Annotated in this window: 20 protein-coding genes, 10 tRNA genes, 3 rRNA genes and 1 other RNA gene; 32 read left to right on the top strand and 2 right to left on the bottom strand. The window is 52.1% G+C overall.

Features of this window, described 5'->3' with window-relative positions; genetic code table 11:
- Positions 1–43: 43 nt before the first annotated feature.
- The 3 genes from DYE26_RS22455 to DYE26_RS22445 all read left to right on the top strand — a co-directional run bounded on the left by DYE26_RS22455 (position 44) and on the right by DYE26_RS22445 (position 2,540).
- Positions 44–1,318, top strand: a complete 1,275-nt coding sequence (locus DYE26_RS22455; RefSeq protein ID WP_036617999.1) for a radical SAM family protein — start codon at positions 44–46, stop codon at positions 1,316–1,318.
- Positions 1,319–1,421: 103 nt separating this feature from the next.
- The gene (gene rpmE, locus DYE26_RS22450; protein ID WP_036617998.1) at positions 1,422–1,619 is read left to right on the top strand and encodes a 50S ribosomal protein L31; all 198 of its coding nucleotides are present in this window, start codon (positions 1,422–1,424) and stop codon (positions 1,617–1,619) included.
- Between the two features lie 354 nt (positions 1,620–1,973).
- The gene (locus DYE26_RS22445) at positions 1,974–2,540 is read left to right on the top strand and encodes a hypothetical protein (RefSeq protein ID WP_227872978.1); all 567 of its coding nucleotides are present in this window, start codon (positions 1,974–1,976) and stop codon (positions 2,538–2,540) included.
- A 738-nt stretch (positions 2,541–3,278) separates the two neighbouring features.
- On the opposite strand, the gene DYE26_RS22440 is transcribed toward DYE26_RS22445, so the two are convergent.
- On the bottom strand, positions 3,279–4,535 hold the full coding sequence (locus DYE26_RS22440; RefSeq protein ID WP_036617996.1) for a stalk domain-containing protein: 1,257 nt from the start codon (positions 4,533–4,535) through the stop codon (positions 3,279–3,281).
- 183 nt (positions 4,536–4,718) lie between these two features.
- On the opposite strand from DYE26_RS22440, the gene ffs reads away from it, so the two are divergent.
- From ffs to DYE26_RS22310, 26 genes are all read left to right on the top strand, one after another.
- Positions 4,719–4,986: signal recognition particle sRNA large type (gene ffs / locus DYE26_RS22435), an RNA gene on the top strand.
- Between the two features lie 170 nt (positions 4,987–5,156).
- Positions 5,157–6,914 (top strand): DNA polymerase III subunit gamma/tau, encoded by a 1,758-nt coding sequence (gene dnaX, locus DYE26_RS22430; RefSeq protein ID WP_036617994.1) that lies wholly within the window; start codon positions 5,157–5,159, stop codon positions 6,912–6,914.
- 88 nt (positions 6,915–7,002) lie between these two features.
- Positions 7,003–7,314: a YbaB/EbfC family nucleoid-associated protein gene (locus DYE26_RS22425; protein ID WP_036617993.1), complete on the top strand. Its 312-nt coding sequence runs from the start codon at positions 7,003–7,005 to the stop codon at positions 7,312–7,314.
- Between the two features lie 27 nt (positions 7,315–7,341).
- Positions 7,342–7,941 carry a recombination mediator RecR gene (gene recR, locus DYE26_RS22420; protein ID WP_036617992.1) on the top strand — a complete coding sequence of 200 codons (600 nt, stop codon included), beginning with the start codon at positions 7,342–7,344 and terminating at the stop codon, positions 7,939–7,941.
- Positions 7,942–8,198: 257 nt separating this feature from the next.
- Positions 8,199–8,432, top strand: coding sequence for a DUF2508 family protein (locus DYE26_RS22415; protein ID WP_051985801.1), 234 nt, complete (start codon positions 8,199–8,201; stop codon positions 8,430–8,432).
- Positions 8,433–8,468: 36 nt separating this feature from the next.
- Positions 8,469–8,732, top strand: coding sequence for a pro-sigmaK processing inhibitor BofA family protein (locus tag DYE26_RS22410; protein ID WP_036617990.1), 264 nt, complete (start codon positions 8,469–8,471; stop codon positions 8,730–8,732).
- Between the two features lie 335 nt (positions 8,733–9,067).
- Positions 9,068–10,621, top strand: a 16S ribosomal RNA gene (locus DYE26_RS22405).
- Between the two features lie 105 nt (positions 10,622–10,726).
- Positions 10,727–10,843, top strand: a 5S ribosomal RNA gene (rrf, locus tag DYE26_RS22400).
- Positions 10,844–10,880: 37 nt separating this feature from the next.
- Positions 10,881–10,957, top strand: a tRNA-Ile gene (locus DYE26_RS22395).
- Between the two features lie 102 nt (positions 10,958–11,059).
- Positions 11,060–11,135 (top strand) — tRNA-Ala (locus DYE26_RS22390).
- A 208-nt stretch (positions 11,136–11,343) separates the two neighbouring features.
- A 23S ribosomal RNA gene (locus tag DYE26_RS22385) occupies positions 11,344–14,402 on the top strand.
- Together the 16S, 23S and 5S rRNA genes with 10 tRNA genes alongside form the textbook arrangement of a ribosomal RNA operon.
- A gap of 202 nt (positions 14,403–14,604) precedes the next feature.
- Positions 14,605–14,696 (top strand) — tRNA-Ser (locus DYE26_RS22380).
- A 20-nt stretch (positions 14,697–14,716) separates the two neighbouring features.
- Positions 14,717–14,793 (top strand) — tRNA-Met (locus tag DYE26_RS22375).
- A gap of 12 nt (positions 14,794–14,805) precedes the next feature.
- Positions 14,806–14,881 (top strand) — tRNA-Val (locus tag DYE26_RS22370).
- Positions 14,882–14,910: 29 nt separating this feature from the next.
- Positions 14,911–14,986, top strand: a tRNA-Thr gene (locus tag DYE26_RS22365).
- A gap of 19 nt (positions 14,987–15,005) precedes the next feature.
- Positions 15,006–15,082 (top strand) — tRNA-Asp (locus tag DYE26_RS22360).
- 78 nt (positions 15,083–15,160) lie between these two features.
- A tRNA-Phe gene (locus DYE26_RS22355) sits at positions 15,161–15,233 on the top strand.
- 58 nt (positions 15,234–15,291) lie between these two features.
- Positions 15,292–15,377: transfer RNA gene (locus DYE26_RS22350), tRNA-Tyr, on the top strand.
- 8 nt (positions 15,378–15,385) lie between these two features.
- Positions 15,386–15,458 (top strand) — tRNA-Lys (locus DYE26_RS22345).
- A gap of 461 nt (positions 15,459–15,919) precedes the next feature.
- Positions 15,920–17,020, top strand: a complete 1,101-nt coding sequence (locus tag DYE26_RS22340) for a PucR family transcriptional regulator (RefSeq protein ID WP_036627186.1) — start codon at positions 15,920–15,922, stop codon at positions 17,018–17,020.
- Between the two features lie 125 nt (positions 17,021–17,145).
- Entirely contained in the window at positions 17,146–18,267 is a 1,122-nt protein-coding gene (locus DYE26_RS22335) for an ABC transporter ATP-binding protein (RefSeq protein ID WP_036627185.1), read from the top strand.
- Positions 18,268–18,551: 284 nt separating this feature from the next.
- Positions 18,552–19,493 carry an HPr(Ser) kinase/phosphatase gene (gene hprK / locus DYE26_RS22330; protein WP_036627183.1) on the top strand — a complete coding sequence of 314 codons (942 nt, stop codon included), beginning with the start codon at positions 18,552–18,554 and terminating at the stop codon, positions 19,491–19,493.
- 11 nt (positions 19,494–19,504) lie between these two features.
- Entirely contained in the window at positions 19,505–20,533 is a 1,029-nt protein-coding gene (lgt, locus tag DYE26_RS22325) for a prolipoprotein diacylglyceryl transferase (protein ID WP_036627181.1), read from the top strand.
- A 7-nt stretch (positions 20,534–20,540) separates the two neighbouring features.
- A complete protein-coding gene (gene ppaX / locus DYE26_RS22320; RefSeq protein ID WP_036627180.1) occupies positions 20,541–21,194 on the top strand; it encodes a pyrophosphatase PpaX in 654 nt (217 codons plus the stop codon).
- Positions 21,191–21,703 (top strand): acyltransferase, encoded by a 513-nt coding sequence (locus tag DYE26_RS22315; RefSeq protein WP_036627179.1) that lies wholly within the window; start codon positions 21,191–21,193, stop codon positions 21,701–21,703. Before ppaX ends, DYE26_RS22315 begins: the two co-directional genes overlap by 4 nt.
- The gene (locus tag DYE26_RS22310; RefSeq protein WP_036627178.1) at positions 21,703–21,951 is read left to right on the top strand and encodes a hypothetical protein; all 249 of its coding nucleotides are present in this window, start codon (positions 21,703–21,705) and stop codon (positions 21,949–21,951) included. Before DYE26_RS22315 ends, DYE26_RS22310 begins: the two co-directional genes overlap by 1 nt.
- Before the next feature lie 202 nt (positions 21,952–22,153).
- On the opposite strand, the gene DYE26_RS22305 is transcribed toward DYE26_RS22310, so the two are convergent.
- On the bottom strand, positions 22,154–22,315 hold the full coding sequence (locus tag DYE26_RS22305; RefSeq protein WP_115311267.1) for a DUF4179 domain-containing protein: 162 nt from the start codon (positions 22,313–22,315) through the stop codon (positions 22,154–22,156).
- A 277-nt stretch (positions 22,316–22,592) separates the two neighbouring features.
- Here DYE26_RS22305 and DYE26_RS22300 point away from each other — a divergent pair, with 277 nt between their 5' ends.
- From DYE26_RS22300 to hisG, 3 genes are all read left to right on the top strand, one after another.
- On the top strand, positions 22,593–23,810 hold the full coding sequence (locus DYE26_RS22300) for an acyltransferase (protein WP_036627177.1): 1,218 nt from the start codon (positions 22,593–22,595) through the stop codon (positions 23,808–23,810).
- Positions 23,811–24,031: 221 nt separating this feature from the next.
- Positions 24,032–25,222: an ATP phosphoribosyltransferase regulatory subunit gene (locus DYE26_RS22295; protein WP_036627176.1), complete on the top strand. Its 1,191-nt coding sequence runs from the start codon at positions 24,032–24,034 to the stop codon at positions 25,220–25,222.
- A 70-nt stretch (positions 25,223–25,292) separates the two neighbouring features.
- Positions 25,293–25,910, top strand: a complete 618-nt coding sequence (hisG, locus tag DYE26_RS22290; protein ID WP_371861014.1) for an ATP phosphoribosyltransferase — start codon at positions 25,293–25,295, stop codon at positions 25,908–25,910.
- Positions 25,911–25,926: the final 16 nt, after the last annotated feature.

The raw sequence follows: 25,926 nt of genomic DNA, 5'->3' as shown, positions 1-25,926 counted from the left end.
GGGCGTATAATGTTTAATATTGCCTAGTGAAGAGGAGAACATCATGCATTTAGTTTATGCCGACGCTGAGGGACAGGTTTATGATCATCCGGCGCTGTACGGGCTTGCCCGGAGCGGGGATATGGTCGTGGAAATTTTGGAGGATGAGTTGATCCCGCTGCCGGAGGGCGCTACGCTGGTGGGCCTGCCTTCCACACGGCCGATCGGGATGGATCCGGACACGGGCGAGATGAAACCGCTCCCCGGCGATGTGCAGGCCGTGGGGGCTTTGCTGCCGCAAGGATACACGCGGCTATGTCTTCCCGGTTATATCAAAACCGATAAAGAATACAAGCTGCCCTTGTTCGGTTACTCGGCGGTGGTCTGGAAGGACGGGCAATTTTATGTGACGGCCCGGCAGTCGGACGATCCTGAGAAATGGAATCCGCTCAATTGCGATCCGCTTGAGTTAAAAAATCAGGTGAAGGCTTTTAAAACGCGTTATCCGGAGAATCGGCTGTACGAGCATTTGTCGAACTGTGCGCTCGGCTATGAGTGCCTGACGGCTTCCAATACGTTTTTGAACCGGTGGGAAGGGGCCGTTCCGGTATCTTACTCTTGCAATGCGGGCTGTTTTGGCTGTATTTCCGAGCAGCCGGACGACAGCGGATTTGTGGCGCCGCAGACGCGGATGAATTTTCGCCCGCGCGTGGAAGAGCTGGTCGAAGTGATGCTGGAGCATTTGAAAACGCCGGAATCGATTATCAGTTTCGGCCAAGGCTGCGAAGGCGAGCCTTCCACGCAAGCGAAGCTGATCATCGATGCGATCCGCGAGGTGCGGCGGCAAACCGATATGGGCTACATCAACATCAATACGAACGCGGGGCTCTCCGATCATATCCGCGGCATCGTTGACGCCGGGCTCGATTTGATGCGGGTCAGCACGATCAGCGCGCTGGACGGCCATTACAACGCGTACTACAAACCGCGCGGCTACACGCTTGCCAACGTGGAGAAGTCGCTAAAGTACGCGGCGGAGCAGGGAGTATACACCTCGATCAACTATTTGATTTTTCCCGGCGTCACCGACCGGGAGGAAGAGGTTGAGGCGATGATCGAATTCGCCCGCCGCACCAAGCTGAAGCTGATTCAGCTCCGCAACTTGAACATCGACCCGGAAAGCTATCTGGAGCTGATCCCGAAAGCGCAGAGCGAGATCCTTGGAATGAAACAAGCGATTGAAATTTTTCAGGAAGAATTGCCTGACGTGGTGATCGGCTCGTATACTCATGTGCCTCCGGCCGAGCTGGCCCGTGTCAAAGCCAAGGTGCATGGATAAAACAGGTAATTGCGCTGGCGGTATTAGCCGTGCTATAATGCTTTTATGTGTCATTATAACTCTGGGCACGATCTGAGGCTCAGGGCGGAAAGAGGTGAAAGTGATGAAAGAAGCTATTCAACCCAAATATCACGTGACTACGGTTACTTGCGCTTGCGGCAACACCTTTGAAACGGGTTCCGTTAAACAAGAACTGCGCGTTGAAATTTGCTCCAACTGTCATCCATTCTTCACAGGGAAGCAGAAATTCGTGGATGCCGGCGGACGTGTGGATAAATTCAAAAAGAAATACGGCATCTAAGTTCATACAACTGGAATTTAGAAACTATGACGAGGAACGTCTCTCTCCATCATCTGATGGCGGGGGGCGTTTTTTTATATTTAGTGAAGTATTTTTGTTGGAGTTTCCGCTTTTGAGGAGTAAGAAAACCTGCAGCTTAGCGCGGCATTACTTCGGAGGTTTGCTAGTTTATGGCGGCGGGAAGGGCGGGAAGATTACAACATGCGCCAGGAGGTGCTGATAATTCTTAATAAGGTGGAGGTGCTGTGTGGTGGAGTTTGAAGCTGTACATAAGGAGTGGCTTAAAGCGCATATGAAACTCCGTTCCGGCGAACGCAAAGCACGCTTGGAACGGGGGCACGGGCATGGTGAGGAATGTTTTGGCGTAATGTGTGGTGGCCGCTGCGGAGGAACCTGGACGGCTTGCATCCGGAATATGAAATTATGGATTGGAGGGGCAGATCTTATTTTGCCGATTTTGCATGGCTGACCGAAGCGGTAAAGTGGGTCATCGAAATTAAAGGCTACGGCCCGCATGTTCGCGATATGGACCGAGGCGGTTATTGCCGTGAACTAAATCGGGAGCTTTTCCTGCAGGCGTTAGGGTTTCGAGTGATCTCATTCGCTTACGATGACGTAGAACGGCATCCCGAATTGTGCATCACGCTGCTGCGTATGCTGCTCAGCCGATACGAGGCGACTCGTTTGGCTGGTTTGGGAAAGATAGCCTTAAAATCTACGCTGCTGTTTGCCGCGCAGTTAGGCAAGTCGGTACGGCCAAAGGATGTGGCGGAGCATCTGGGTGTTAGTCATCGGACGGCAGTCCGCTATTTGCAGCAGTTGTGCCAAATGGGCTGGCTGATCCCGCAATTAAGCGGGTCGTCAGGGCGGGTATTGATGTATGAGGTCATACGGAGAGACTGGGATGCATTTGAGTGGTAGATGGTAGATGGTAGGCGTTAGTTCGAGGCAGGTGGTAGAGGGAAGAGTAGTATAAATGAATGAGTGAGTGATGAGCGGTGACGCGGCTGGATAATTCGAAGGGATGGTTTATTTGCTCCAGCTCCAGCTTCGGCCTCGGTTGCAGGCTCAAGTGCAAAAGTGCAGTTGAAATGGCCGAATTCGAGTTATTTTTAGCTATGAAGTGCAAAAGTGCATTTGAAAATGGGGTCTGGAGACAAATTTGATCAAAATGACGGAAATGGCCTGCACTTTTGCATTTGAATCGTGTAAACGGGTCCGTTTGGAGTGAATGAACTGCACTTTTGCATCTCGCAATTTTGAAATAAGGAGATAATGTATGGTAACAGCGGAATTTTGGCACGGCGTGTATAGCCCGGAACAGTGTGGATATCGGAACAAGGTGTTGTGCACCGGAACAGTGTGGACATTGGAACATGTAGGCATCGGAACAAGATGGGCAACTCTAAACAACATTGGCAACTCTAAACAACATTGACACAATTCTAGACAATATTAACAACTCAGAACAACATGGTCGACTTAGCGCGACGTGTTCAACCTGGCACGGCATGGTCCCAGCCGACTGCAGCCGATAGCCTTGCCGCTGCGGACATGCAGCGCAGTCCTAAACCAAAAACAGGCTGGAGAGCAGGGGGAGGCCCCCCTTCACTACAGCCTGTACTTAAGACGTTTGTTTTGTTAGACACGCTGCACCGCTTACTTCTTAAATTCAACGCTTTGTTTGAGGCTTGTCCATTCCTCGCTGCTGATCAGCCCCAGCCGCCATAGGGCGATGCCTTTTAAGTCATAGCGCTTGGCCAAACCGGTCAAGGTTTTGACGGAGTTTTTATTTTCGCTGTTGAGGTTCAGCCCGAGGAGAAGCTTGCTCTTGCTCGTTTCCTTCAGTGCCAGCCGAATCGCTTCATCCACTTTATCCGCCGGTTCCGGGTTGCCGGTAGTTTGCCCTGCGCGATAATCATAAGCCATAATAATGAGTTCGTCGGCGATTTTTCCTAGCTCTTTATAATCATAACCTTGGTAAGACGAGTTCAATGGATGAAGCGCCAGCGAGAGCTTTAAACCGGCCGACTTCGTTTCCGTTGACAGCTGTTTGACGAAGGCGGTAAAAGCTTTGCGGGTGGCCGCTTTGTCGGTTGTCAGCCCCAATCCCTCAAAGTCGAGTATGATGCCTTGAAAAGCTTTATCCTGCGCAGTGCTGACCATATCGGTTATCGCCTGCCGGCGCATCTCCGGATCCTCGACTACTTTGGTCAGTTCCCCTTTGGTATCGCCTGCGTAAACCATCAGGTACGGTATAGTGCGGGAGGCGGCAGCGTCGGCGATCAAACTGTCCGGCGTGGTGTCGCCGGCAGCTTCCGGCATTCTGAAGTCCTTGCCGGAGAGGGTGAAATTACCGGTCTCGTCGATCCGGCTCCAGCCGAACGCAACGGCATCCAGGCTTGGAATCGCCGCAACGTCCGAAAAGGACGATATCGCATAGAAACCCAGCGTGTACATCCTTTCCTGCGGCGAGGTAATAGATACCGTTCGCGTAGATTGATCCCAGTCGACATTCGCTCCAAACTGCTGGCTAAAGAAGCTGAGCGGAATCAGCGTATTGCCATCGACGGAGCGGGGGGCTACCGCCAGCGTCACGGAGGAACCGTTAACCTTGGCTGTTTTATTATCCAACGTCAGCTGTACGCGGATTCCTTCCGGACCCGTGCCTTTGACGGCGGTAATCGTTTTGGCGGCCTGATTCCATGTGACTTGAATTCCTAGAGATTCGGATATTGAACGAAAAGGAACCATGGTCGTGCCATCAACGATGATAGGTTCGCCGGAAAAAGCCAGCGGGTATCCGTCCAGCATAATTTGCACCTTTGCGGCTGCGTTTGCCTGAGGAAGTCCAGCCCCGGTTATGCCTCCGGCCAAAATGGCAGCTGCAAGGAAAAGTTTCCCGATCGGTTTCATTCGTTTCTCCTCTCGTTTTCTAAAACTTTTCTTCCATTCTACTAATATATCAGAATTATACCAGAATAGGAGAGAAGTTGCATGGGCGGATGGCGGTATCGGTCCGTGCGGGCGGTTTGGCAGCGCCGCCAAGTTCTTCCCCTTGGTTGCATTTTATACAGGCATGAGATATACTTATTCTCACCGTGCTAGATGGGGAGGTAGCGGTGCCCTGTAACTCGCAATCCGCTGTAGCGAGGTTGAAGTCCTGTTAGAGGTCTTGCCGATGTGAGGTCCGGTCTTTACGACAGACGTTGACGGACGGGTCCTCCGCAAAGAGTACCTGTGAACCTGGTCAGGTCCGGAAGGAAGCAGCCATAAGCAGCACCACTCTTGTGCCGGAGGGTTGCCTGTCCCGAGTTATGCCGTAAAGGTGCCGCTCGGATCGCAATGATCAATAACAGGTGCACGGTTTACATAGCGCATAACGAAGACACCTTTTGCCTGCGGGTTGGGGTGTTTTTTTATGTAAAAAATGGTTGATCCCGGTTGATTGCGGATTAGAAGTTTTGCTCGTCCCGGGAGTATAGTATAATAAGGAAACGACAAACGTCGCTTACTGGAAGGAAAGAGGTGCCGCATATGGAGCATGTTGCGCTGTACCGCGCTTGGCGGCCGCAGTCGTTTCAAGACATGGTGGGGCAACAGCATATTATCCGGACGCTGCAAAATGCGATTCGCGAACAGCGGTTGTCTCACGCCTATCTGTTCAGCGGTCCGCGGGGGACGGGTAAAACCAGTGCCGCCAAAATTTTGGCCAAGGCCGTGAACTGCGAAAAAGGGCCGACCGCAGAACCGTGCAACGAATGCGATGCATGCCGGCGAATTACCGCCGGAGCGGTCATGGATGTGCTTGAAATTGACGCCGCTTCCAACCGGGGGGTCGAAGAAATTCGCGATCTGCGCGAGAAAGTGAAATATGCCCCGACGGAAGTGCGGCAGAAGGTTTATATTATCGATGAAGTTCACATGCTGACCACGGAAGCGTTCAATGCGCTCCTCAAAACGTTGGAGGAGCCGCCGCCGCACGTCATGTTCATTTTGGCGACGACCGAACCCCATCGGCTGCCGGCTACGGTTATTTCCCGCTGCCAGCGCTTTGATTTTCGCAGGGTTTCCTTAGAGGAGCAAAGCGAGCGTTTGAAACTGATCTGCGAAAAAGAAGGCATCAACGCCGAAGATGAGGCTATCCAGTATATCGCCCGATTGTCCGACGGGGGGATGCGCGACGCGCTCAGCATTTTGGACCAGATTGCGTCCTTCTCCGGCGGACAGGTTTCCTACCGGCAGGTTCTGGAAATGACCGGGGGAATCGCCTCCCGGCAGTTTGCCGAACTCGCTCAAACGCTGTTGGCCGGCGATGTCGGCGGCATGCTGCAAATGATCGACGGATTTATGCAGGAGGGCAAAAGCGCCGATAAATGCATGGAGAATCTCCTTTACTATTTCCGCGATTTGCTGATGGTGAAGATGGTGCCGCAGGCGGACAAGTTGACGGAGCGCGTGCTGGATCCCCGGGATTTTGCGGAAATCGCGGAATCTTTTTCGAAATCGCAGCTGTTTAAGATCATCGATACGTTAAATCACTATCAAACGGAAATGAAATATGCGGTTCAACCGCAAACGTTGTTCGAGGTGGCGCTCCTGAAAATCTGCACGATTCCTAAGGAGGATGCCGGCGGGACTTCGGCGGGCGCGCGCGGCTCCGCGGCGGACGCTTCGGAGGTCGGCCAGCTGAGACGCCAGCTTTCCGAGCTTGAAGCCAAGCTGGAACGAGCGCTGCAGGGAGGATTGCCGGCGGGAGCCGGAGGAGGCGGCGCATCCGGGGCGGCGGCGGGCAACCGTCCGGCTGCCCGAAGTTCCGCTCCGCGGGTCGCGTCTAAAGCCAAGATCCCGTCCAATTTGGACCGGTATATCGCCGAGCGGCATAGTCCGGCTTTTATGGAGGTTCAGAATAAATGGAATCAGATCCTGCAGGCCGTTAAAGAGGAGAAAGTCACCATCCATGCCTGGTTTATGAACGGCGAACCGGTTTCCGTGCTGGAAGACTCTGTTTTGGTCGCTTTCAAGAACGATATTCACCGCGAAACGACGGAGAAACCCGCTAATAAGCAGCTCATCGAAAACGTGATGGCGCGCCAGCTTGGCAGCTCTTGCCGCCTGGTGACGATGATGCTGAAGGACTGGAACGATGCGATTCAGGGAGCGGCGGAGCCGCCCAAGGAAGCGTTCGAGCTGGAGCCCCCGCCCGAGGATGGCGGAAGCAGCAACAGCAAGGAGCCGTGGGTAGACGAAGCGCTGAATTTGTTTGGCGATGATCTGGTCGTGATCAAGGAATGATTTTGCCGGAGAAGCGCATCGTATTTTATGGTATGTTTACAGTGTTGCAATCCCGAAATTCTGACCAATTAAAGGAGATGTGAATCGCGTGAACAATATGAATCAAATGATGAAACAAGTGAAAAAAATGCAGGAGCAAATGCTGAAGGCGCAAGAGGAACTCGGCAGCAAAACGGTGGAAGGCAGCGCGGGCGGCGGTGTCGTTACGGTCCAAGCGAACGGACATAAAAAAGTGCTGTCCCTGACCATTAAACCGGAAGCGGTCGATCCGGATGACGTTGAAATGCTGCAAGACCTCGTGCTCACCGCAGTTAACGATGCCCTGAACAAAGCGGAGGAGCTTGCCAATCAGGATATGGGCAAGTTTACGGGCGGCATGAAGATTCCCGGCCTGTTCTAATTTTTCAACTGAAGGAGAAAGCCCAAATTGTATTATCCCGAACCGATCGCGAAGCTGATCGACGCTTTTACCCATTTGCCCGGAATCGGCCCCAAAACGGCCGCAAGGCTTGCTTTCCATGTTCTGCACATGAAGGAAGACGATGTGATCGATTTCGCCAAAGCTTTGGTGAGCGTGAAGCGAAATCTTCACTATTGTTCTGTTTGCTGCAACATCACGGACACCGATCCTTGCCGAATCTGCCAGGATAAGACTCGCGATCCGTCCGTCATTTGCGTGGTGCAGGAATCGAAGGATCTGGTGGCGATGGAACGCACAAAGGAGTTCGATGGCTATTACCACGTGCTGCAGGGAGCGATTTCGCCAATGGAAGGCCTGGGTCCGGACGATATCCGGCTAAAAGAGCTGTTAAACCGCTTAAGCGATGAGCGCGTCAAAGAGCTGATTTTGGCGACGAACCCGAATATCGAGGGCGAGGCTACCGCCATGTACATCTCGCGGCTCGTTAAGCCGTTTGATATCCGTGTAACCCGAATCGCTCACGGCTTGCCGGTCGGCGGGGACCTGGAATATGCGGATGAGGTAACGTTGTCCAAGGCGCTGGAAGGCAGACGCGAATTAAATTGATGCCGGCATCATGAACAAAAGGACTTTGTACCCTGAATTTACGTTCGGGGGCAAAGTTCTTTTTTTATTTCGGAATTTCCTCTAACGCTAATCGCGTTCCTGCTGCATGGAGAGTGTGCCGGCAGACATTTTTTATGCCGGTTCGAGGTTCTAAGTTTGTCCGCTTGCCTATAGACATGAAATAAACCGGATTGAGGAGGCGATCGGACTTGAAGCTGTGGGGGATCTGGAATGCGGATCGCGAAGCTGTTTTGCGGATGGACGAGATGATGAAGAACAAGCAGCAGATCTATATGGAAGTGGTCAAGGCGCATAAGGAATGGGAGCGGGCTTATACCGCGTTCCAGGAGGCGATCGGCACGGATGAGGTGGACGTGGCGATCTACACGCTTGAGGCGGCGGAGAGGAGATATCAAATTCAGCTAAGAACGGCAAAACAGGCAAACGTGGATTGGAACGTATTCCGGAACGGATCGTTTTGGACGAATTAGTCTATAATCGGTTCTTATTCTAATGGGGGATGAGTTATGAGGCTTGTATTGACCTGCGTTCTTGTAGCTTCGGCTGGGCTGCTTTTGTACGTTTTGCTTTCGCGAAAACCGGGTTTTGTCTGGTTGACGCGTTTAGGGCTACACATGGTTCTTGCGGCGTTGGGCATTTACGTCATAAATTTTTCGGGTTTGCTGACGGAAGTATACATTCCCTTAAACCCTGTAACCATAAGCACTGTACTTGTCCTAGGTTTGCCGGGCGTCGCATTGCTGGTGGGATTGAAATTAACCATGATCTAACAGTTGACTCCGCTTTGTTTTGTATGGTACATTATTAATCGCTTCTTCACGAGGTCAGGCTGGACAAGGTTGTTGAGCAAATAACTTTTAAAAAAAGTGTTGACTAAAGAATGAAGAGTATGATATATTAAAAAGGTCGCTGCTGAAATGAAATTAGCGACAAAATAAGATGATATTGAGCATGGCGTTATGCCGAATTGAATATCATCGTGAATGGTTTGATCTTTGAAAACTGAACAACGAGTGAGTATTAAATGAGAATTAAAATTCTCGTCAGTAACTGATTGAGCTAATCGCTCTTTCGAATAAACTTGGATGATTCGTTCATCCAACCTTTATTGGAGAGTTTGATCCTGGCTCAGGACGAACGCTGGCGGCGTGCCTAATACATGCAAGTCGAGCGGACCTGATGGAGTGCTTGCACTCCTGATGGTTAGCGGCGGACGGGTGAGTAACACGTAGGCAACCTGCCCGTAAGACCGGGATAACTACCGGAAACGGTAGCTAATACCGGATAATCAAGTCTTCCGCATGGGAGACTTGGGAAAGGCGGAGCAATCTGTCACTTACGGATGGGCCTGCGGCGCATTAGCTAGTTGGTGGGGTAACGGCTCACCAAGGCGACGATGCGTAGCCGACCTGAGAGGGTGAACGGCCACACTGGGACTGAGACACGGCCCAGACTCCTACGGGAGGCAGCAGTAGGGAATCTTCCGCAATGGACGAAAGTCTGACGGAGCAACGCCGCGTGAGTGATGAAGGTTTTCGGATCGTAAAGCTCTGTTGCCAGGGAAGAACGTCCTGTAGAGTAACTGCTACAGGAGTGACGGTACCTGAGAAGAAAGCCCCGGCTAACTACGTGCCAGCAGCCGCGGTAATACGTAGGGGGCAAGCGTTGTCCGGAATTATTGGGCGTAAAGCGCGCGCAGGCGGCTGTTTAAGTCTGGTGTTTAATCCTGGGGCTCAACTCCGGGTCGCACTGGAAACTGGACGGCTTGAGTGCAGAAGAGGAGAGTGGAATTCCACGTGTAGCGGTGAAATGCGTAGAGATGTGGAGGAACACCAGTGGCGAAGGCGACTCTCTGGGCTGTAACTGACGCTGAGGCGCGAAAGCGTGGGGAGCAAACAGGATTAGATACCCTGGTAGTCCACGCCGTAAACGATGAGTGCTAGGTGTTAGGGGTTTCGATACCCTTGGTGCCGAAGTAAACACATTAAGCACTCCGCCTGGGGAGTACGGCCGCAAGGCTGAAACTCAAAGGAATTGACGGGGACCCGCACAAGCAGTGGAGTATGTGGTTTAATTCGAAGCAACGCGAAGAACCTTACCAGGTCTTGACATCCTTCTGACCGCTGTAGAGATATGGCTTTCCTTCGGGACAGAGGAGACAGGTGGTGCATGGTTGTCGTCAGCTCGTGTCGTGAGATGTTGGGTTAAGTCCCGCAACGAGCGCAACCCTTGACTTTAGTTGCCAGCAAGTGAAGTTGGGCACTCTAGAGTGACTGCCGGTGACAAACCGGAGGAAGGTGGGGATGACGTCAAATCATCATGCCCCTTATGACCTGGGCTACACACGTACTACAATGGCCGGTACAACGGGAAGCGAAGGAGCGATCTGGAGCGAATCCTAGAAAAGCCGGTCTCAGTTCGGATTGCAGGCTGCAACTCGCCTGCATGAAGTCGGAATTGCTAGTAATCGCGGATCAGCATGCCGCGGTGAATACGTTCCCGGGTCTTGTACACACCGCCCGTCACACCACGAGAGTTTACAACACCCGAAGTCGGTGAGGTAACCGCAAGGGGCCAGCCGCCGAAGGTGGGGTAGATGATTGGGGTGAAGTCGTAACAAGGTAGCCGTATCGGAAGGTGCGGCTGGATCACCTCCTTTCTATGGAGTACCTCGTTCCTGTTACGGAACGGTACAAATACAAAATCAGGTCTTAGGCCTGTTACTCACTCGTTGGTCAGTTTTGAGAGTTCAAACTCTCATGCGTTTGGTGATGATGGCGGAGGGGTTCCACGCGTACCCATCCCGAACACGACCGTTAAGCCCTCCAGCGCCGATGGTACTTGGACCGAAGGGTCCTGGGAGAGTAGGACGTCGCCAAGCGCAGCCCATTTTTGGGTGCATAAATAAATATTGTTATGGGCCCTTAGCTCAGTTGGTTAGAGCGCACCCCTGATAAGGGTGAGGTCGGTGGTTCGAGTCCACTAGGGCCCACCATAAATCCCATAACATGTGCTGCGTGTTTTTTTTGGTGGAAGTCACCGATGATTCATTCGGAATCGCCTTCACAGCAGGTGTTAATTTTTGGGATAAATATATGGGGCCATAGCTCAGCTGGGAGAGCGCCTGCCTTGCAAGCAGGAGGTCAGGAGTTCGATCCTCCTTGGCTCCACCATAATTTATTATTTCCAACACTTACCGGTTGAACGGTAAGGCAGGAGATGATAAGATATTATTCTGCCGGTAAAACGGCGAAGAAACTTGATCCTTGAAAACTGGATAACGAAACGAAATTTGCGTTTTAGAACAATCCTTTTAGCTGAACTTGTGTCAACACAAGTGAAGATATTAGTGGTTTGATATTTTCCTTCGGGAAAAATCATGGTTAAGCTACTAAGAGCACACGGAGGATGCCTAGGCGCTAGGAGCCGAAGAAGGACGTGGCGAACAACGAAACTGCCTCGGGGAGCTGTAAGCAAGCATCGATCCGGGGATGTCCGAATGGGGAAACCCGGCTAGGGTAATACCTAGTCACTCATCACTGAATCCATAGGTGGTGAAGAGGCATACCAGGGGAACTGAAACATCTAAGTACCCTGAGGAAGAGAAAACAATAGTGATTCCGTCAGTAGCGGCGAGCGAACGCGGATTAGCCTAAACCGAAGAGCTTGCTCTTCGGGGTTGTGGGACGTCTCACATGGAGTTACAAAGGCGGAGGTTAGACGAACAGGTCTGGAAAGGCCGGCCAGAGAAGGTAAAAGCCCTGTAATCGAAAGTCTCCGCCCTCCGAGACGGATCCCGAGTAGTGCGGGGCACGTGAAACCCCGTATGAATCCGCCAGGACCATCTGGTAAGGCTAAATACTCCCTAGCGACCGATAGTGAAGCAGTACCGTGAGGGAAAGGTGAAAAGCACCCCGGAAGGGGAGTGAAAGAGAACCTGAAACCGTGTGCTTACAAGAAGTCAGAGCCCATTTTAGGGGTGATGGCGTGCCTTTTGTAGAATGAACCGGCGAGTTACGTTTGCAAGCAAGGTTAAGCTGAGAAAGCGGAGCCGCAGCGAAAGCGAGTCTGAATAGGGCGAATTTAGTTTGCAGGCGTAGACCCGAAACCGTGTGATCTACCCCTGTCCAGGGTGAAGGTGCGGTAACACGCACTGGAGGCCCGAACCCACGTACGTTGAAAAGTGCGGGGATGAGGTGGGGGTAGCGGAGAAATTCCAATCGAACTCGGAGATAGCTGGTTCTCCCCGAAATAGCTTTAGGGCTAGCCTCGGTGTGACAGTCGTGGAGGTAGAGCACTGATTGGGTGCGGGGCCCGCAAGGGTTACCAAGCTCAGTCAAACTCCGAATGCCATAGACTGATTCACCGGGAGTCAGACAGTGAGTGCTAAGATCCATTGTCAAAAGGGAAACAGCCCAGACCATCAGCTAAGGTCCCCAAGTGTGTGTTAAGTGGGAAAGGATGTGGAGTTGCACAGACAACCAGGATGTTGGCTTAGAAGCAGCCACCATTTAAAGAGTGCGTAATAGCTCACTGGTCGAGTGACTCTGCGCCGAAAATGTAACGGGGCTAAACACACCACCGAAGCTATGGCTTGAATCGACTTCACTGCTTCTTTGAGGCGGTGATAACCAGGTACATTTTTGCCGAAAGCAACCGATGAATATTGTTCAAAGGTTTCGGCCAAATGCACCTCGGGGTTAAACACAGGACTTCGAAGCAGGAGTGAAGTCGATTCAGGGGTAGGGGAGCGTTGTATGAGGGTTGAAGGTGTACCGGAAGGAGCGCTGGACTTCATACAAGTGAGAATGCCGGTATGAGTAACGAAAAGATCAGTGAGAATCTGATCCGCCGAAAGCCTAAGGGTTCCTGAGGAAGGTTCGTCCGCTCAGGGTAAGTCGGGACCTAAGGCGAGGCCGAAAGGCGTAGTCGAAGGACAACAGGTTGAAATTCCTGTACCACCGTAATCCGCTATGAGCGATGGGGTGACGCAGGAGGGTAGTGACGCGGGGCGATGGAATGCCCCGTCCAAGCAGTGAGGCTGGTGTGTAGGCAAATCCGCACACCGTAAGGCTGGGCTGTGATGGGGAGGGAAAATTTACAGTACCGAAGGTCATGATCTCACACTGCCGAGAAAAGCCTCTAGCCAGGAGAAGGTGCCCGTACCGCAAACCGACACAGGTAGGCGAGAAGAGAATTCTAAGGCGCGCGGAAGAACTCTCGTTAAGGAACTCGGCAAAATGACCCCGTAACTTCGGGAGAAGGGGTGCCCCGGTAGGGTTTATAGCCCGAGGGGGCCGCAGTGAAAAGGCCCAAGCGACTGTTTAGCAAAAACACAGGTCTGTGCGAAGCCGCAAGGCGAAGTATACGGGCTGACGCCTGCCCGGTGCTGGAAGGTTAAGGGGAGCGGTTAGGAGTAATCCGAAGCTGTGAACCGAAGCCCCAGTAAACGGCGGCCGTAACTATAACGGTCCTAAGGTAGCGAAATTCCTTGTCAGGTAAATTCTGACCCGCACGAATGGCGTAACGACTTGGGCGCTGTCTCAACGAGAGATCCGGTGAAATTTTAATACCTGTGAAGATGCAGGTTACCCGCGACAAGACGGAAAGACCCCATGGAGCTTTACTGCAGCTTGATATTGGACTTTGATACGATTTGTACAGGATAGGTGGGAGCCTAGGAAGTGGGAGCGCAAGCTTCCATGGAGGCGCCGTTGGGATACCACCCTGATCGTATCGGAGTTCTAACCCGGTACCGTGATCCGGTACGGGGACCGTGTCAGGCGGGCAGTTTGACTGGGGCGGTCGCCTCCTAAAGAGTAACGGAGGCGCCCCAAGGTTCCCTCAGAATGGTTGGAAATCATTCGCAGAGTGCAAAGGCAAAAGGGAGCTTGACTGCGAGACTGACAAGTCGAGCAGGGACGAAAGTCGGGCTTAGTGATCCGGTGGTACCGCATGGAAGGGCCATCGCTCAACGGATAAAAGCTACCCTGGGGATAACAGGCTTATCTCCCCCAAGAGTCCACATCGACGGGGAGGTTTGGCACCTCGATGTCGGCTCATCGCATCCTGGGGCTGAAGTAGGTCCCAAGGGTTGGGCTGTTCGCCCATTAAAGCGGTACGCGAGCTGGGTTCAGAACGTCGTGAGACAGTTCGGTCCCTATCTGTCGTGGGCGCAGGAAATTTGAGAGGAGCTGTCCTTAGTACGAGAGGACCGGGATGGACGCACCGCTGGTGTACCAGTTGTTCCGCCAGGAGCACAGCTGGGTAGCTAAGTGCGGACGGGATAAGCGCTGAAAGCATCTAAGCGTGAAGCCCCCCTCAAGATGAGATTTCCCAATTAGTAAGACCCCTTGAAGACGACGAGGTTGATAGGCCTGAGGTGGAAGTGCAGCAATGCATGGAGCTGACAGGTACTAATCGGTCGAGGGCTTATCCAAAACTCTACCCACCAAAGTGACGTGAAGCTTCGAAGCTGAGTCCGAGTACTTTGGCGGGGCCCAAAAATATACCCCAAAAAGTGACGCGAGGCTTCGAAGGTAATTCCGATTACTTTTCGGGGACCCCGGGAACTGAATAGGGCTAACACGCAAATCAAGTTTCGTATCCAGTTTTCAAGGATTAACCTTGAATTTATGGCTTGGAGAGATACCCAAGTGGCTATAAGGGGACCCTCTGCTAAGGGGTTAGACTGCGTAAGCGGTGCGAGGGTTCGAATCCCTCTCTCTCCGCCATTTGTACAAGCTTATCATATGGCGGCGTAGCTCAGCTGGCTAGAGCGTACGGTTCATACCCGTGAGGTCGGGGGTTCGATCCCCTCCGCCGCTACCAATAATTTGATTTGGAGGCTTAGCTCAGCTGGGAGAGCATCTGCCTTACAAGCAGAGGGTCGGGGGTTCGATCCCCTCAGCCTCCACCATGAACTATTTAATCGTTATTTTAGACCGTGCCGGTGTAGCTCAATTGGTAGAGCAACTGACTTGTAATCAGTAGGTTGGGGGTTCAAGTCCTCTCGCCGGCACCATGTGATTCCTTTTTACTGCGGAGCCGTGGTGTAGAGGCCTAACATGCCTGCCTGTCACGCAGGAGATCGCGGGTTCGAATCCCGTCGGCTCCGCCATTATATTCTTGAATATTTCCACAATAAAGTGGGAAAGTTATCAACTTAACCGCTTTATTTTTTTGGCTAATTACGTAAGGCTCGGTAGCTCAGTCGGTAGAGCAGAGGACTGAAAATCCTCGTGTCGGCGGTTCGATTCCGTCCCGAGCCACTTTATGCCCCCTCTTTGGATCGTATTCGGGCAAAAAGGGCAGCATATACTACAGTATGGAGGCTTAGCGAAGTGGCCAAACGCAGCAGACTGTAAATCTGTTCTCTTACGAGTTCGGTGGTTCGAATCCATCAGCCTCCACCAGTTTTTATGAGCCATTAGCTCAGTTGGTAGAGCACCTGACTTTTAATCAGGGTGTCGAAGGTTCGAGTCCTTCATGGCTCATCAAAAGTCGTTGACCTTTGGGTTGGCGGCTTTTTTATATTATTGGGGTTTAATGGGCCCCATTCTGAGCATTAATTGCAAATCATACAACTAACCTTATAGCCATTTGCCCCATCATTCGTTTACTTGCATTTCATGCAAGTAATTCCTCTTTTTTTAGCTTCTTCTTCGAGAAATGGCGGAATTATTGCAGGTTTTACACTTAAACAAGCACTACGGCATCATTTCCGAATAGTAACCGTATATTTTGCAACTATTCCACTCGACCGCAGACCTCAAGAAAGCAGGAGCAGGAAGCAGGTACGCACTGGATTTCTATTCTATTGGATATTTCCAACCAGTGCGTTGCGCCCGTCGCGAGAACCATTCACCTAAACATCGTCAAATTTATAGTTAAAAGCCCGGTTGTGATAAAATAAAATGAACGAACGTTAAATATGGATAGATGGGAAAGGCGCAATATGGAGATTAAAAAGCTGAAGCAGCAGGTGGAGAGTATCATCGGCGCTCCAATTACGGAGTCGACTTGGGATGTTCAAGTCTGGCGCGAGACCGTGCAGGCGAGTAACGCAGGGGAAAACGGGCCTTTACGCAAGGATGGACGGATTGTTTGGCTTTGGAACATGAAGGCGGACGCCGTTCAGGTGATGCTGGCGGACGCGGGACAAGTGACGGAAGCGGAAGCGATGCTGATTCAGTTGTTGTTATCTGTGGCGCGTGATCAGCGGTCTAAAGGCGCCCCTTTAAAACAGGACGACGAATCCCGGAGTATCCAGCTTGGAGAATGGTTGCTTGAGCGTATGGGCCGCCATGAAATCAATTTTTCTGTTCCGAATGAATTTCCGATTAAGTCCCGGTTAAAAGGACAGATGCTCCCCTTTCTGTTAAGTTGGGATCACATAGGTCAGGGACAGACGGTTTCTTTTGCAAAGCTCCATAAACTGCTGCGCAGTTATTTTGGCGGGGATGTCGTGTTAGTTCCGCTAAAAGAGGAATGGCTGATCCTGCTCGGGGAGGAGCTTTTGACGAACCTGCGCGAGGAAAGCGAAGAGGGGGCCGAGACGGAAAAGGATATGCTCGGAGCGTTATGCCAGGGATTGTACGAACTTATTACGAATGAATGGGTCGGCGGCATTCATATCGCCGTAGGCAACGCGCTGGTTGAGGAAAACGGGCTGACGTCGGCCGCATTGGCGTTGCACCAGACCATGACCCTGGGACGTATTTTTAATATTACGAAAAAAATTCACCTGCCGTGGGAGCTAAAGCTGGAGCAGCTGGTGTACAGCATTCCGGAAGAAGAGAGGCTGCATTTCATCAAAGAGACCGGGGATCACGCCAAAGTATTCGAAGATGAGGAGACGCTGACCACGCTGGAAACTTTTTTTGAGCTGGACTGCAACGTCAGCGAAACCGCAAAGCGTCTATATATTCACCGGAATACGCTGCTGTACCGGATCGATAAGTTCAAGCAGGAAACGGGATTGGACGTCAGGACGTTTCGCGACGCCGTTTTGGTGAAATTGGAGCTCTTATTGTATAAAGTGACGAAAACCCGGTAGTTTTTTTGTGCAGTTTGTGGATGGATGGGTTGCCCCCTATCGATTAAGATATAAATATAAAATGTATCCGATTACATGAAGTCGATAAGCATCATACCAATTCATTTAACGGGAGGCAAAAATCCATGGCAGGCGTACGCTTAGAACACATTTTCAAGAAATATCCGGGTGCCGAGAAGGCAACAGTGGCAGACATCAACCTCGACATTAAAGATAAAGAATTCCTCGTGCTGGTTGGACCGTCCGGTTGCGGTAAATCCACGACCCTTCGTATGATCGCCGGGCTTGAAGAAATTACCGACGGCAAACTGTACATCGGCGACCGCGTCGTCAACGACGTAGCTCCGAAAGACCGCGACATCGCGATGGTATTCCAATCTTACGCTTTGTATCCGCACATGAACGTTTATCAAAACATGGCGTTTGGTTTGAAATTGCGTAAAGTGAAGAAAGACGAAATCGACCGCCGTGTTCGCGAAGCGGCAAAAATCCTCGATATCGAGCATTTGCTCGACCGCAAGCCGAAGGCTCTGTCCGGCGGTCAACGTCAACGGGTTGCCTTGGGCCGCGCTATCGTCCGCGATCCTCAAGTGTTCCTGATGGACGAACCGCTTTCCAACTTGGACGCTAAATTGCGCGGTCAAATGCGCGCCGAAATCACGAAGCTGGTTAAACGTCTGGAAACGACTTGCATCTACGTAACACACGACCAGATCGAAGCTATGACGATGGGCGACCGGATCGTTGTTATGCATGACGGCATCATCCAACAAGCCGCTTCTCCGGAAGAACTTTACAACCAGCCGGGCAACATTTTCGTAGCCGGATTTATCGGTTCGCCTACGATGAACTTTGTAAACGGTAATTTGGTGGAAGAAGCCGGTGCCGTTCGATTCAGATCAACTAATTTGGATGTTGTTGTGCCTCAAGGCAAAGCTACCATTCTTAAAGATAAAGGTTATATCGGCAAAGACGTGATCATGGGGATCCGTCCGGAAGATATCCATGAAGAGCCGGTATTCCTGGAAGCTTCTCCGCAAACGGCGTTCACAGCCAACGTGTACCTGACGGAAAACCTGGGCCACGAAATGCAGTTGTACCTGAACGGCGCAGGCAGCGACACTTTGATCGCCCGCGTAGACGGCCGCTCCAATACGCGTGAAGGCGATAACGTGAAGCTGGCCATCGATATGAACAAAATCCATATCTTTGACAAAGAAACGGAACGCAACGTATTTTTCAACTAATTCGTTAGCAATGAAGAAACCGCCCCGAAGGGCGGTTTTTTGCTGTGATGTGAGAAACCCGTTTGCGAAATCGGGGCAAAAATAGCGGGCATCGGATGAAAGAGAATAATCTGAAAATGGTATATTGCTCCGAAGATTGATTTACGTTGCAATTTCCATTACGATGAATACATTGGAAGATCTAAGCGTATGGTGAATTTGTGTTCTTTTACACCGGATAATGGTGCTGGAGACTAGGACAGACTGTTTAGTCTGGATCGCTTGTAGGGGAAAGGAAGAACAACATGGCTAAAAAAGTAAAAGTGTCGGAATTGGTCAACCAATTCGGGCTCGAGGTCGTTTCCGGAGAGCAGGGATTAAAACGGGCGATTACGGTAGATGATCTGTACCGCCCGGGCTTGGAAATGGCCGGCTATTTTGAATACCATCCGCCGGAGCGGGTGCAGATTTTGGGGAAGACGGAATTAGCCTTCTACGAAATGCTTCCGGTAAACGAACGGAAGGAACGGATGGAACGATTGTGCAGCAGCGATGAGACGCCCTGCATTATTGTCACCCGCTCCTGGGAAGTACCGGAGGAGCTTATCCAAATCAGCTCGATTAAGCAAATCCCCGTACTGCGAAGCAGCATGGCGACAACGATCCTGTCAAGCCGGATCACCAGCTTCCTGGAGCGGAAATTGGCCCCCACGGCAACGATTCACGGGGTGCTTGTCGATGTGTACGGGGTGGGCATGCTTATCACCGGCAGCAGCGGCATCGGGAAAAGCGAAACGGCGCTGGAGCTCGTAAAGCGCGGCCACCGCTTGATTGCCGACGATGCCGTGGAAATCCGCCAAACGTCCGACAACCAGCTGCACGGTTCGGCGCCTGAGCTGATCCGGCATCTGCTGGAAATCCGCGGCGTCGGCATCATCAACGTCATGACGTTGTTTGGCGCCGGGGCGATCCGCAACAACAAACGGATACAGCTGGTCGTTAAGCTGGAGGCTTGGCAGCAGGAGAAGCAGTATGACCGGCTGGGGCTTGATGAGGAAACGACGCGCATCATCGACACCGACGTGCCGCTGGCAACGATTCCGGTGCGTCCCGGGCGGAACCTCGCCGTGATCCTTGAGGTGGCCGCGATGAACTTCCGTCTCAAACGGATGGGGTATAACGCGGCGCTGCAATTTACGACGAAGCTCACGGAGACGATTGCGGAAGATATCGACGATTTGGATTAGGAGCGTGAACGATGGGTACCTTGTTATTGGACCCGATAGCTTTTTCTATCGGTGCTTTGAAAGTGCATTGGTATGGCCTGATTCTGGGAAGCGCCGCTTTGGTCGGACTTCTGCTGGCGATCCGCGAAGGGAAGCGCTTTGGCATTTCCCAGGAGTTTTTTATGGACTTGCTGCTCCTCGGCGTACCGTCGGCCATTATCGGCGCGAGAATTTATTTTGTCGCGTTTATGTGGGAAGACTATAAGGACAACCTGTGGGATATTTTTAAAATCTGGAACGGCGGCATCGCGATCTACGGCGCCCTGATCGGCGCCATCATCTGCGCGGTCATCTTTGTACGGCGGCGCGGGTACAACTTTTGGCGGATCGCCGACATTTGCGCGCCTTCCCTGATCGTGGGGCAAATGATCGGACGCTGGGGCAACTTCGTCAACCAGGAAGCCTATGGCGGACCGACGACGGAAAGCTTTTTGCGGGACCATTTGCATCTCCCGTCCTTTATCGTCAATCAGATGAACGTGGCCGGGACCTATCATCATCCCACGTTTTTGTATGAATCTTTGTGGAACTTGGCGGGCCTCATTTTGCTGCTGATTTTGCGCAGACAGAAATTTTTGCGGGCCGGGGAGCTGTTTGCCTCCTATTTTATCTGGTATTCCATCGGCCGCTTCTTCATCGAAGCATTGCGTACGGACAGCTTGGCGTTTCAGGGTGCGGCCTGGCTGGCGGCGTTCGTAAACGGATTGTGGACGCCGATGACTTGGCTCGGCTTTGAACAGGGGTATCTTGCCCCTTCTTACGGCAATGTGAGAATTTCGCAGCTGCTTGCTCTGTTTATTGTGGTGGCCGCCGTGGCATTTATGATTATTCGCCGCCGAACCGTACGTGCTTTGCCGCATTACAGCGATCCGATCGTTTCGACCAAAGCGGCTGCAGCGGAAAAATTGTCGGCGATGGAGTCGGCCGAACCGGAGCAAGCCGAGTCTATTTCCGATAAAACGGAGGAACTGCCGGACAGCCCAGAAGAGAAGAAGGAGTAGCTGCTGCATGATTGACACGGTGTTATTTGATCTCGATGGAACGATTATCGATACAAATGAATTGATCATTACGACTTTTTTGCATGTCATTCAGAAAAATCAATTGCGTCCTCACACGCGGGAGGAAATCATCCCGTACATGGGGATGACGCTTGAGCACCAGCTGCAAGTCTTCTCGGGCCGGGAAGAGGTTGCGGACCTGGTCGCCGATTACCGGAAATACAACCGGGAGCGTCACGACGAACTGGTCGGGGAGTTTCCTTATGTCAAGGAAGTGCTCGGCAAACTCCATGACCGGGGGATTACGCTTGGCGTGGTGACGACGAAGATCAGGGAAACGGCCATGCTCGCCTTGGAACGGTTCGGGCTGCTGGAGTATATGCAAGCGATTGTGACGGTGGAGGATGTCGAGCATCCGAAGCCTCATCCCGAACCGATTTTGACGGCGCTGGAGCAGCTCAAGGCCAGTCCGGACCGGACATTAATGGTCGGCGACAGCGCAGCCGATCTGCAGTGCGCGCATGCCGCCGGAGTTCTTTCGGCAGGCGTGGCCTGGTCGCTCAAAGGCGTGGAGGAGCTGCAAAAATACGAGCCTGATTTTATCCTGAAAGACATGACCGATTTGTACGGCGTGTTAGGCTGGGAGCCCGTGAATCCGTGAGAAAGGTGAAGCGTTATCCGGTCGAAGGACCAAACGCATTGTGGCAGCTTTACCGGACGGTGAGCCCGTGGAAGGGCGTACGGAATTTTATTTTTATCCAACTTTCGCGTTATTGTCCGGTATTGTCCTTAAAAAACGCGATTTACCGCCGCGTTCTCGGCATGAAGGTCGGAGAGCACACCGCTTTTGGCCTGATGGTGATGGTGGACGTGTTTTTTCCGGAATTGATCACGATTGGCCGGAATTCGGTTATCGGCTATAATACGACCATTCTGGCGCACGAGTATTTGATTAAAGAGTATCGGCTGGGCGAAGTGCAAATTGGCAACGAGGTAATGATCGGGGCCAATTGCACGATTTTGCCTGGCGTAACGATCGGAGACGGCGCGGTGGTCGCCGCCGGGTCGGTTGTACATAAGGATGTGCCCGCGGGCGCTTTTGTCGGCGGCAACCCGCTGCGGGTGCTCGAGCGGAAAAGCCCGGAGGGAGCGGACCCTGAGGGTAAGTAATGCTCAAGGAAATCCATGATCGAAAAAGGCCGCCTCAAGGTCAGATAACCATCTGCCTAGGCGGCTTTTTCGGCTGTTATTTTGGCTCAACCATGAAATATGGCCTCTGCATCCCGGTTCTCCAGCCTTTCGCTAATGGTTGTAATCACGCTTATTTGGCTGAAAAGACGGGAATTCAATTTCTAACGGTTGCAGGTGCGCTTATTGGGGTGAAAAAGGCCCGGATTCATAGAAATAAGGCAAAATAAGCTCTATAGCAACCGTTAAATTTGGTTCCCCTTACATTTTATCGAAATAACGTCGCTGGCAACCGTTACAACGACGGCCCCGTTAAAGGGCGGCACTGTTGGTTATTTTAATTTAAGTTTGAACTCCTTGGGCTGATAATCGCTTGTCCCCCAGCCATCAACTTGCAGGGTGACTTCGTTCCAATCCTCGTAATATAGACTGTCAAATACGATGGCTGAGCTTGCATATTTGCTGGCGCATAAATGCTGAATCTTTGGACTCGCCTGAACCTGATAAATTTTCCAACGTATAGAATACGATCATGGTCTGGTTGTCCGCCAATACCCCGTCCACGGTAACCTTATAACCCCCTCTCTCTTCCACAACCGGGCTCCTTCCCTTTCTTAGCATAGTTCGTGGAGCGCCGAAGCAATCCCGGCCGGGGAATTCAACGCTCTATATAAAGACGCCGCAAGGATATAAACGGTTTTATTTAAAAATTGAAGTGAAGGAAATAGTTTGACAATTTGAAAAGAGGTTTTGAAAACAAAAGGAGATGCGAGTATAGTTAATAAGGCGGTGCATGTAACCTTTTCATGGAAACGAGCGTCTAATTTCATGGGTAAACGTAATTTTTACATAACGATTAGGAGTTGATCTAGTGAACAAAGTGGTCAAGGAGCGATTGCCGCAGCTCGACATATTTCGCGCAATTGCCATTTTTGCAGTCATCCAGGTGCATTCTTCTTCATTTGCGGCTGCGGAGCAAGCGCTGACCTCACCGATTTATTATTTTTATAGTTGGATGAACATCTTTTTTAAGTTTGGCACTCCTACTTTCATATTTTTGAGCAGTTTCGTCCTCTTCTATAATTACTATGACCGGCCAATCAATAAAGAGCTTGTCGGCGGGTTTTACAAGAAACGGCTGCTTAATATTATTCTGCCGTACATTTTGGTTTCTTGTTGTTACTTTCTGGTGGTAGCGATCCAACGTCATGATTTAATCGCCAACTCCAAAATGTATGAATTGCAAAAACTGGTCAAGGGACTGTTAACGGGCACGTCTTACACCCATTTATATTTCGTATTTATCAGCATTCAGTTTTATATTCTGTTCCCGCTTTTGCTTTGGCTGTTTAAATCGTTCCGCAACAGCAAAGTGCTGATCGCGTTGATTTTGCCGGCGGGACTGGCCATTCAGTGGGCTTTCGTGTTCTTGAACAAATACCATCTTCATTTGCCGAATAAGGGAAGTTACGCCCCGACTTATATGGCGTACTACTTTATGGGAGCCGCGGTCGCCATCTGCTTCGACCGAATCAAGGGTTGGCTGCAGACCGACTGGCGCGACATGTCCCCAAAACAGCGGATATTGACGGCCGCAATGTGGATCGGTTGGTTAGCGGTCGCTTTTACCCATATTCAGCTATGGCATACCTACCGTCTAGGACTAAGCAGGCCCAACACATTTTGGTTCGAACTGGCCTGGAACGTGCAGGCCATGTTCTCGGCAATGGTGCTGCTGAGGGCGGCCTTTTTCATTCACCGTAGGGGTTCGGCATTTTGGAAAAAAGCTCTGACCCGGTTGGGCGAACTGTCATTTGCCATCTATTTGTTCCATCCAGCGGTTTTGCTCGTATACCGGGTATTCCGCACGAATAAAAATCTGCCCGGAGATTCTCCGCTCTACTTGCCGTACATCATCGGCGGGTCGTTGTGCGCGTTGTTTATCTCCTGGGTGTTCGTGCAATTTTGTTTTCGCAGGTTGCCTTTTGCCTGGCTGTTCCTGGGGAACGTCCCGGCTTCCCTTCGCAAAAAGAAACTGCCGAAACAGCCTGACGGCGGTCAAACTCCGTCGGTTAACGCGAATTTGTAATACGTTTCAAAGACCCGGCCCGGGACGGCCGGGCTTTTCTTTTTGTTCGGGTTCGGGGAATAATAAAAAGAGGGGCATATTGGCTTGTACCGCGTTTCGGCGCATTGACGGTTTCAAAATAAATATGATAAGATAGGCCATATCCTTTAATTTGGTAGTATGGTAGCACTTTAATATATTAAAGTAAATAAAGCAACCAATGAGCGGGTGAGGTGAAGGTTTTGTCTAAACCAAAAGGATTTGAAAAACCGGCGGGCGTCCGGGATTATCTGCCTTTCGCCGTGGATAAGCTGAGGGCGATCGAGCGGCGCATCCTCGATTGCATGGAGGGCTGGGGATACCGGCAAATCATGACGCCGACGATGGAATATTACGATACGGTGGGCGTAGCCAGTTCAACATCGGATCAGAAGCTGTTTAAACTGTTGAACAACCGGGGGACGACGATGGTCCTCCGTTCGGATATGACCGCCCCGATCGCTCGGGTCGTCGCTTCGCTGCTCAAAGAAGAGCCGCTGCCTTTAAGATTGTCTTATCATGCGAACGTATTTCGGGCGATCGAAGAGGAGGCGGGGAAGGAAGCTGAGTTTTACCAAACCGGCGTGGAACTTGTCGGCGATGACTCGCCCGATGCGGACGCGGAGGTGGTCGCGCTGGCGGTGGCCTCCTTGCAGGCGGCCGGGGTCAAATCGTTCAAAATCGCATTAGGGCATGTCGGGTTTCTGAACGGGCTGCTGGAAGAGGCCATGCCCGGGCGCGAAGACATCCGCGATGTGCTCAAAGACGGGCTGCTGCACCGCGATTTCGTCGGCTACCGTGAAACGCTCGCCGGGCTTGCTTTGGAGGAGCGGCAGCGCGATGAACTGGAAGGGATTTTACGGCTGCGCGGAGGCAAGGAGATTTGCCGCCAGGCGCTGGAGCTGAGCGAAAATCCGACCGCCAAAGCGGCGGTAGAGCATCTTAGCCGGGTTTGGGACGCGTTGGAGGATTTCGGTGTGGCCGAGCATGTGATGATCGATCTGACGATGATCGGGGATTTTTCGTATTATACGGGCATGACGTTTGAAGGATATGCCGCCGAGCTCGGCTTTCCGGTATGCAGCGGCGGGCGGTACGACAATTTGCTGCAGCAATTCGGGCGGCCGGCTCCGGCGACGGGCTTCTCGCTGAAAACGAACCGGATTTTGGACGGCGTCGACGGGATTTCGGCCGAGCGGGAGCTGCCGATCTTGCTGCAATACGATGCACCGAACCGGAAGCGGGCTTTTGCCGAAGCGGAGCGGCTGCGCCGGGAGGGGCGAAGCGTGCTGATGCGGCATGCGGGCGCCGTGAATGAGCTGCTGCCGGGGGGCGCCCGTACGGGGCCGCTTGGACCGTTGTACGGCGAAATCCTCACGATCACGAGCTTTTGACCGGACTTTACTTTGCAAGCAAGGGTACGAAAGGAGGGCTACGGGCTTGGGACAAATTATTAAAGTAGCGATGCCCAAAGGGCGCATTTATAAAAAAGCGGCGGCCCTGTTCCGCGAAGCGGGGATCGATATCCCGCACGACGTCGACGAGACCCGCAAGCTGGTCATTCCGCTGCCGGAGATCGGCATGGAATTTATTTTGGCGAAGCCGGTGGACGTTCCGACATATGTGGAGTACGGGGTGGCCGATATCGGCATCGTCGGCAAAGACGTGCTGATGGAGGAGAACCGGGATGTGTACGAACTGCTTGACCTCGGGATCGCCCGCTGCCGGATGTCGGTGATCGCGCTGCCCGACTGGAAGCCCGGCATTCAGCAAAGAGTGGCGACGAAGTATCCGAACGTGGCGTCGCAGTTTTTCCGGGAGCAGGGACAGCAGGTGGAGGTTATTAAACTGAACGGCTCGATCGAGCTGGCGCCGCTGATCGGCCTCGCCGACCGCATCGTCGATATGGTGGAAACGGGGCAAACGTTAAAGGAAAACGGGCTGGTCGAGCTTGAACGGATCTTTGACATCACCAGCCGCCTGATCGCCAACCGGGTAAGCTACCGGATGAAAAACGCGGAAATTCAGGCGGTGTGCGACGCGCTGGCCCAAGTGATCGTACGGGATCAGGTAAAGGCGTAAGCAGCGCAGGCTCGAA

Source organism: Paenibacillus macerans, assembly GCF_900454495.1.
In the GTDB taxonomy this organism is placed as follows: Bacteria; Bacillota; Bacilli; order Paenibacillales; family Paenibacillaceae; genus Fontibacillus; species Fontibacillus macerans.
The sequence above is the reverse complement of the archived record's forward strand: the minus strand, read 5'-3'. Positions and strand labels throughout refer to the sequence as shown.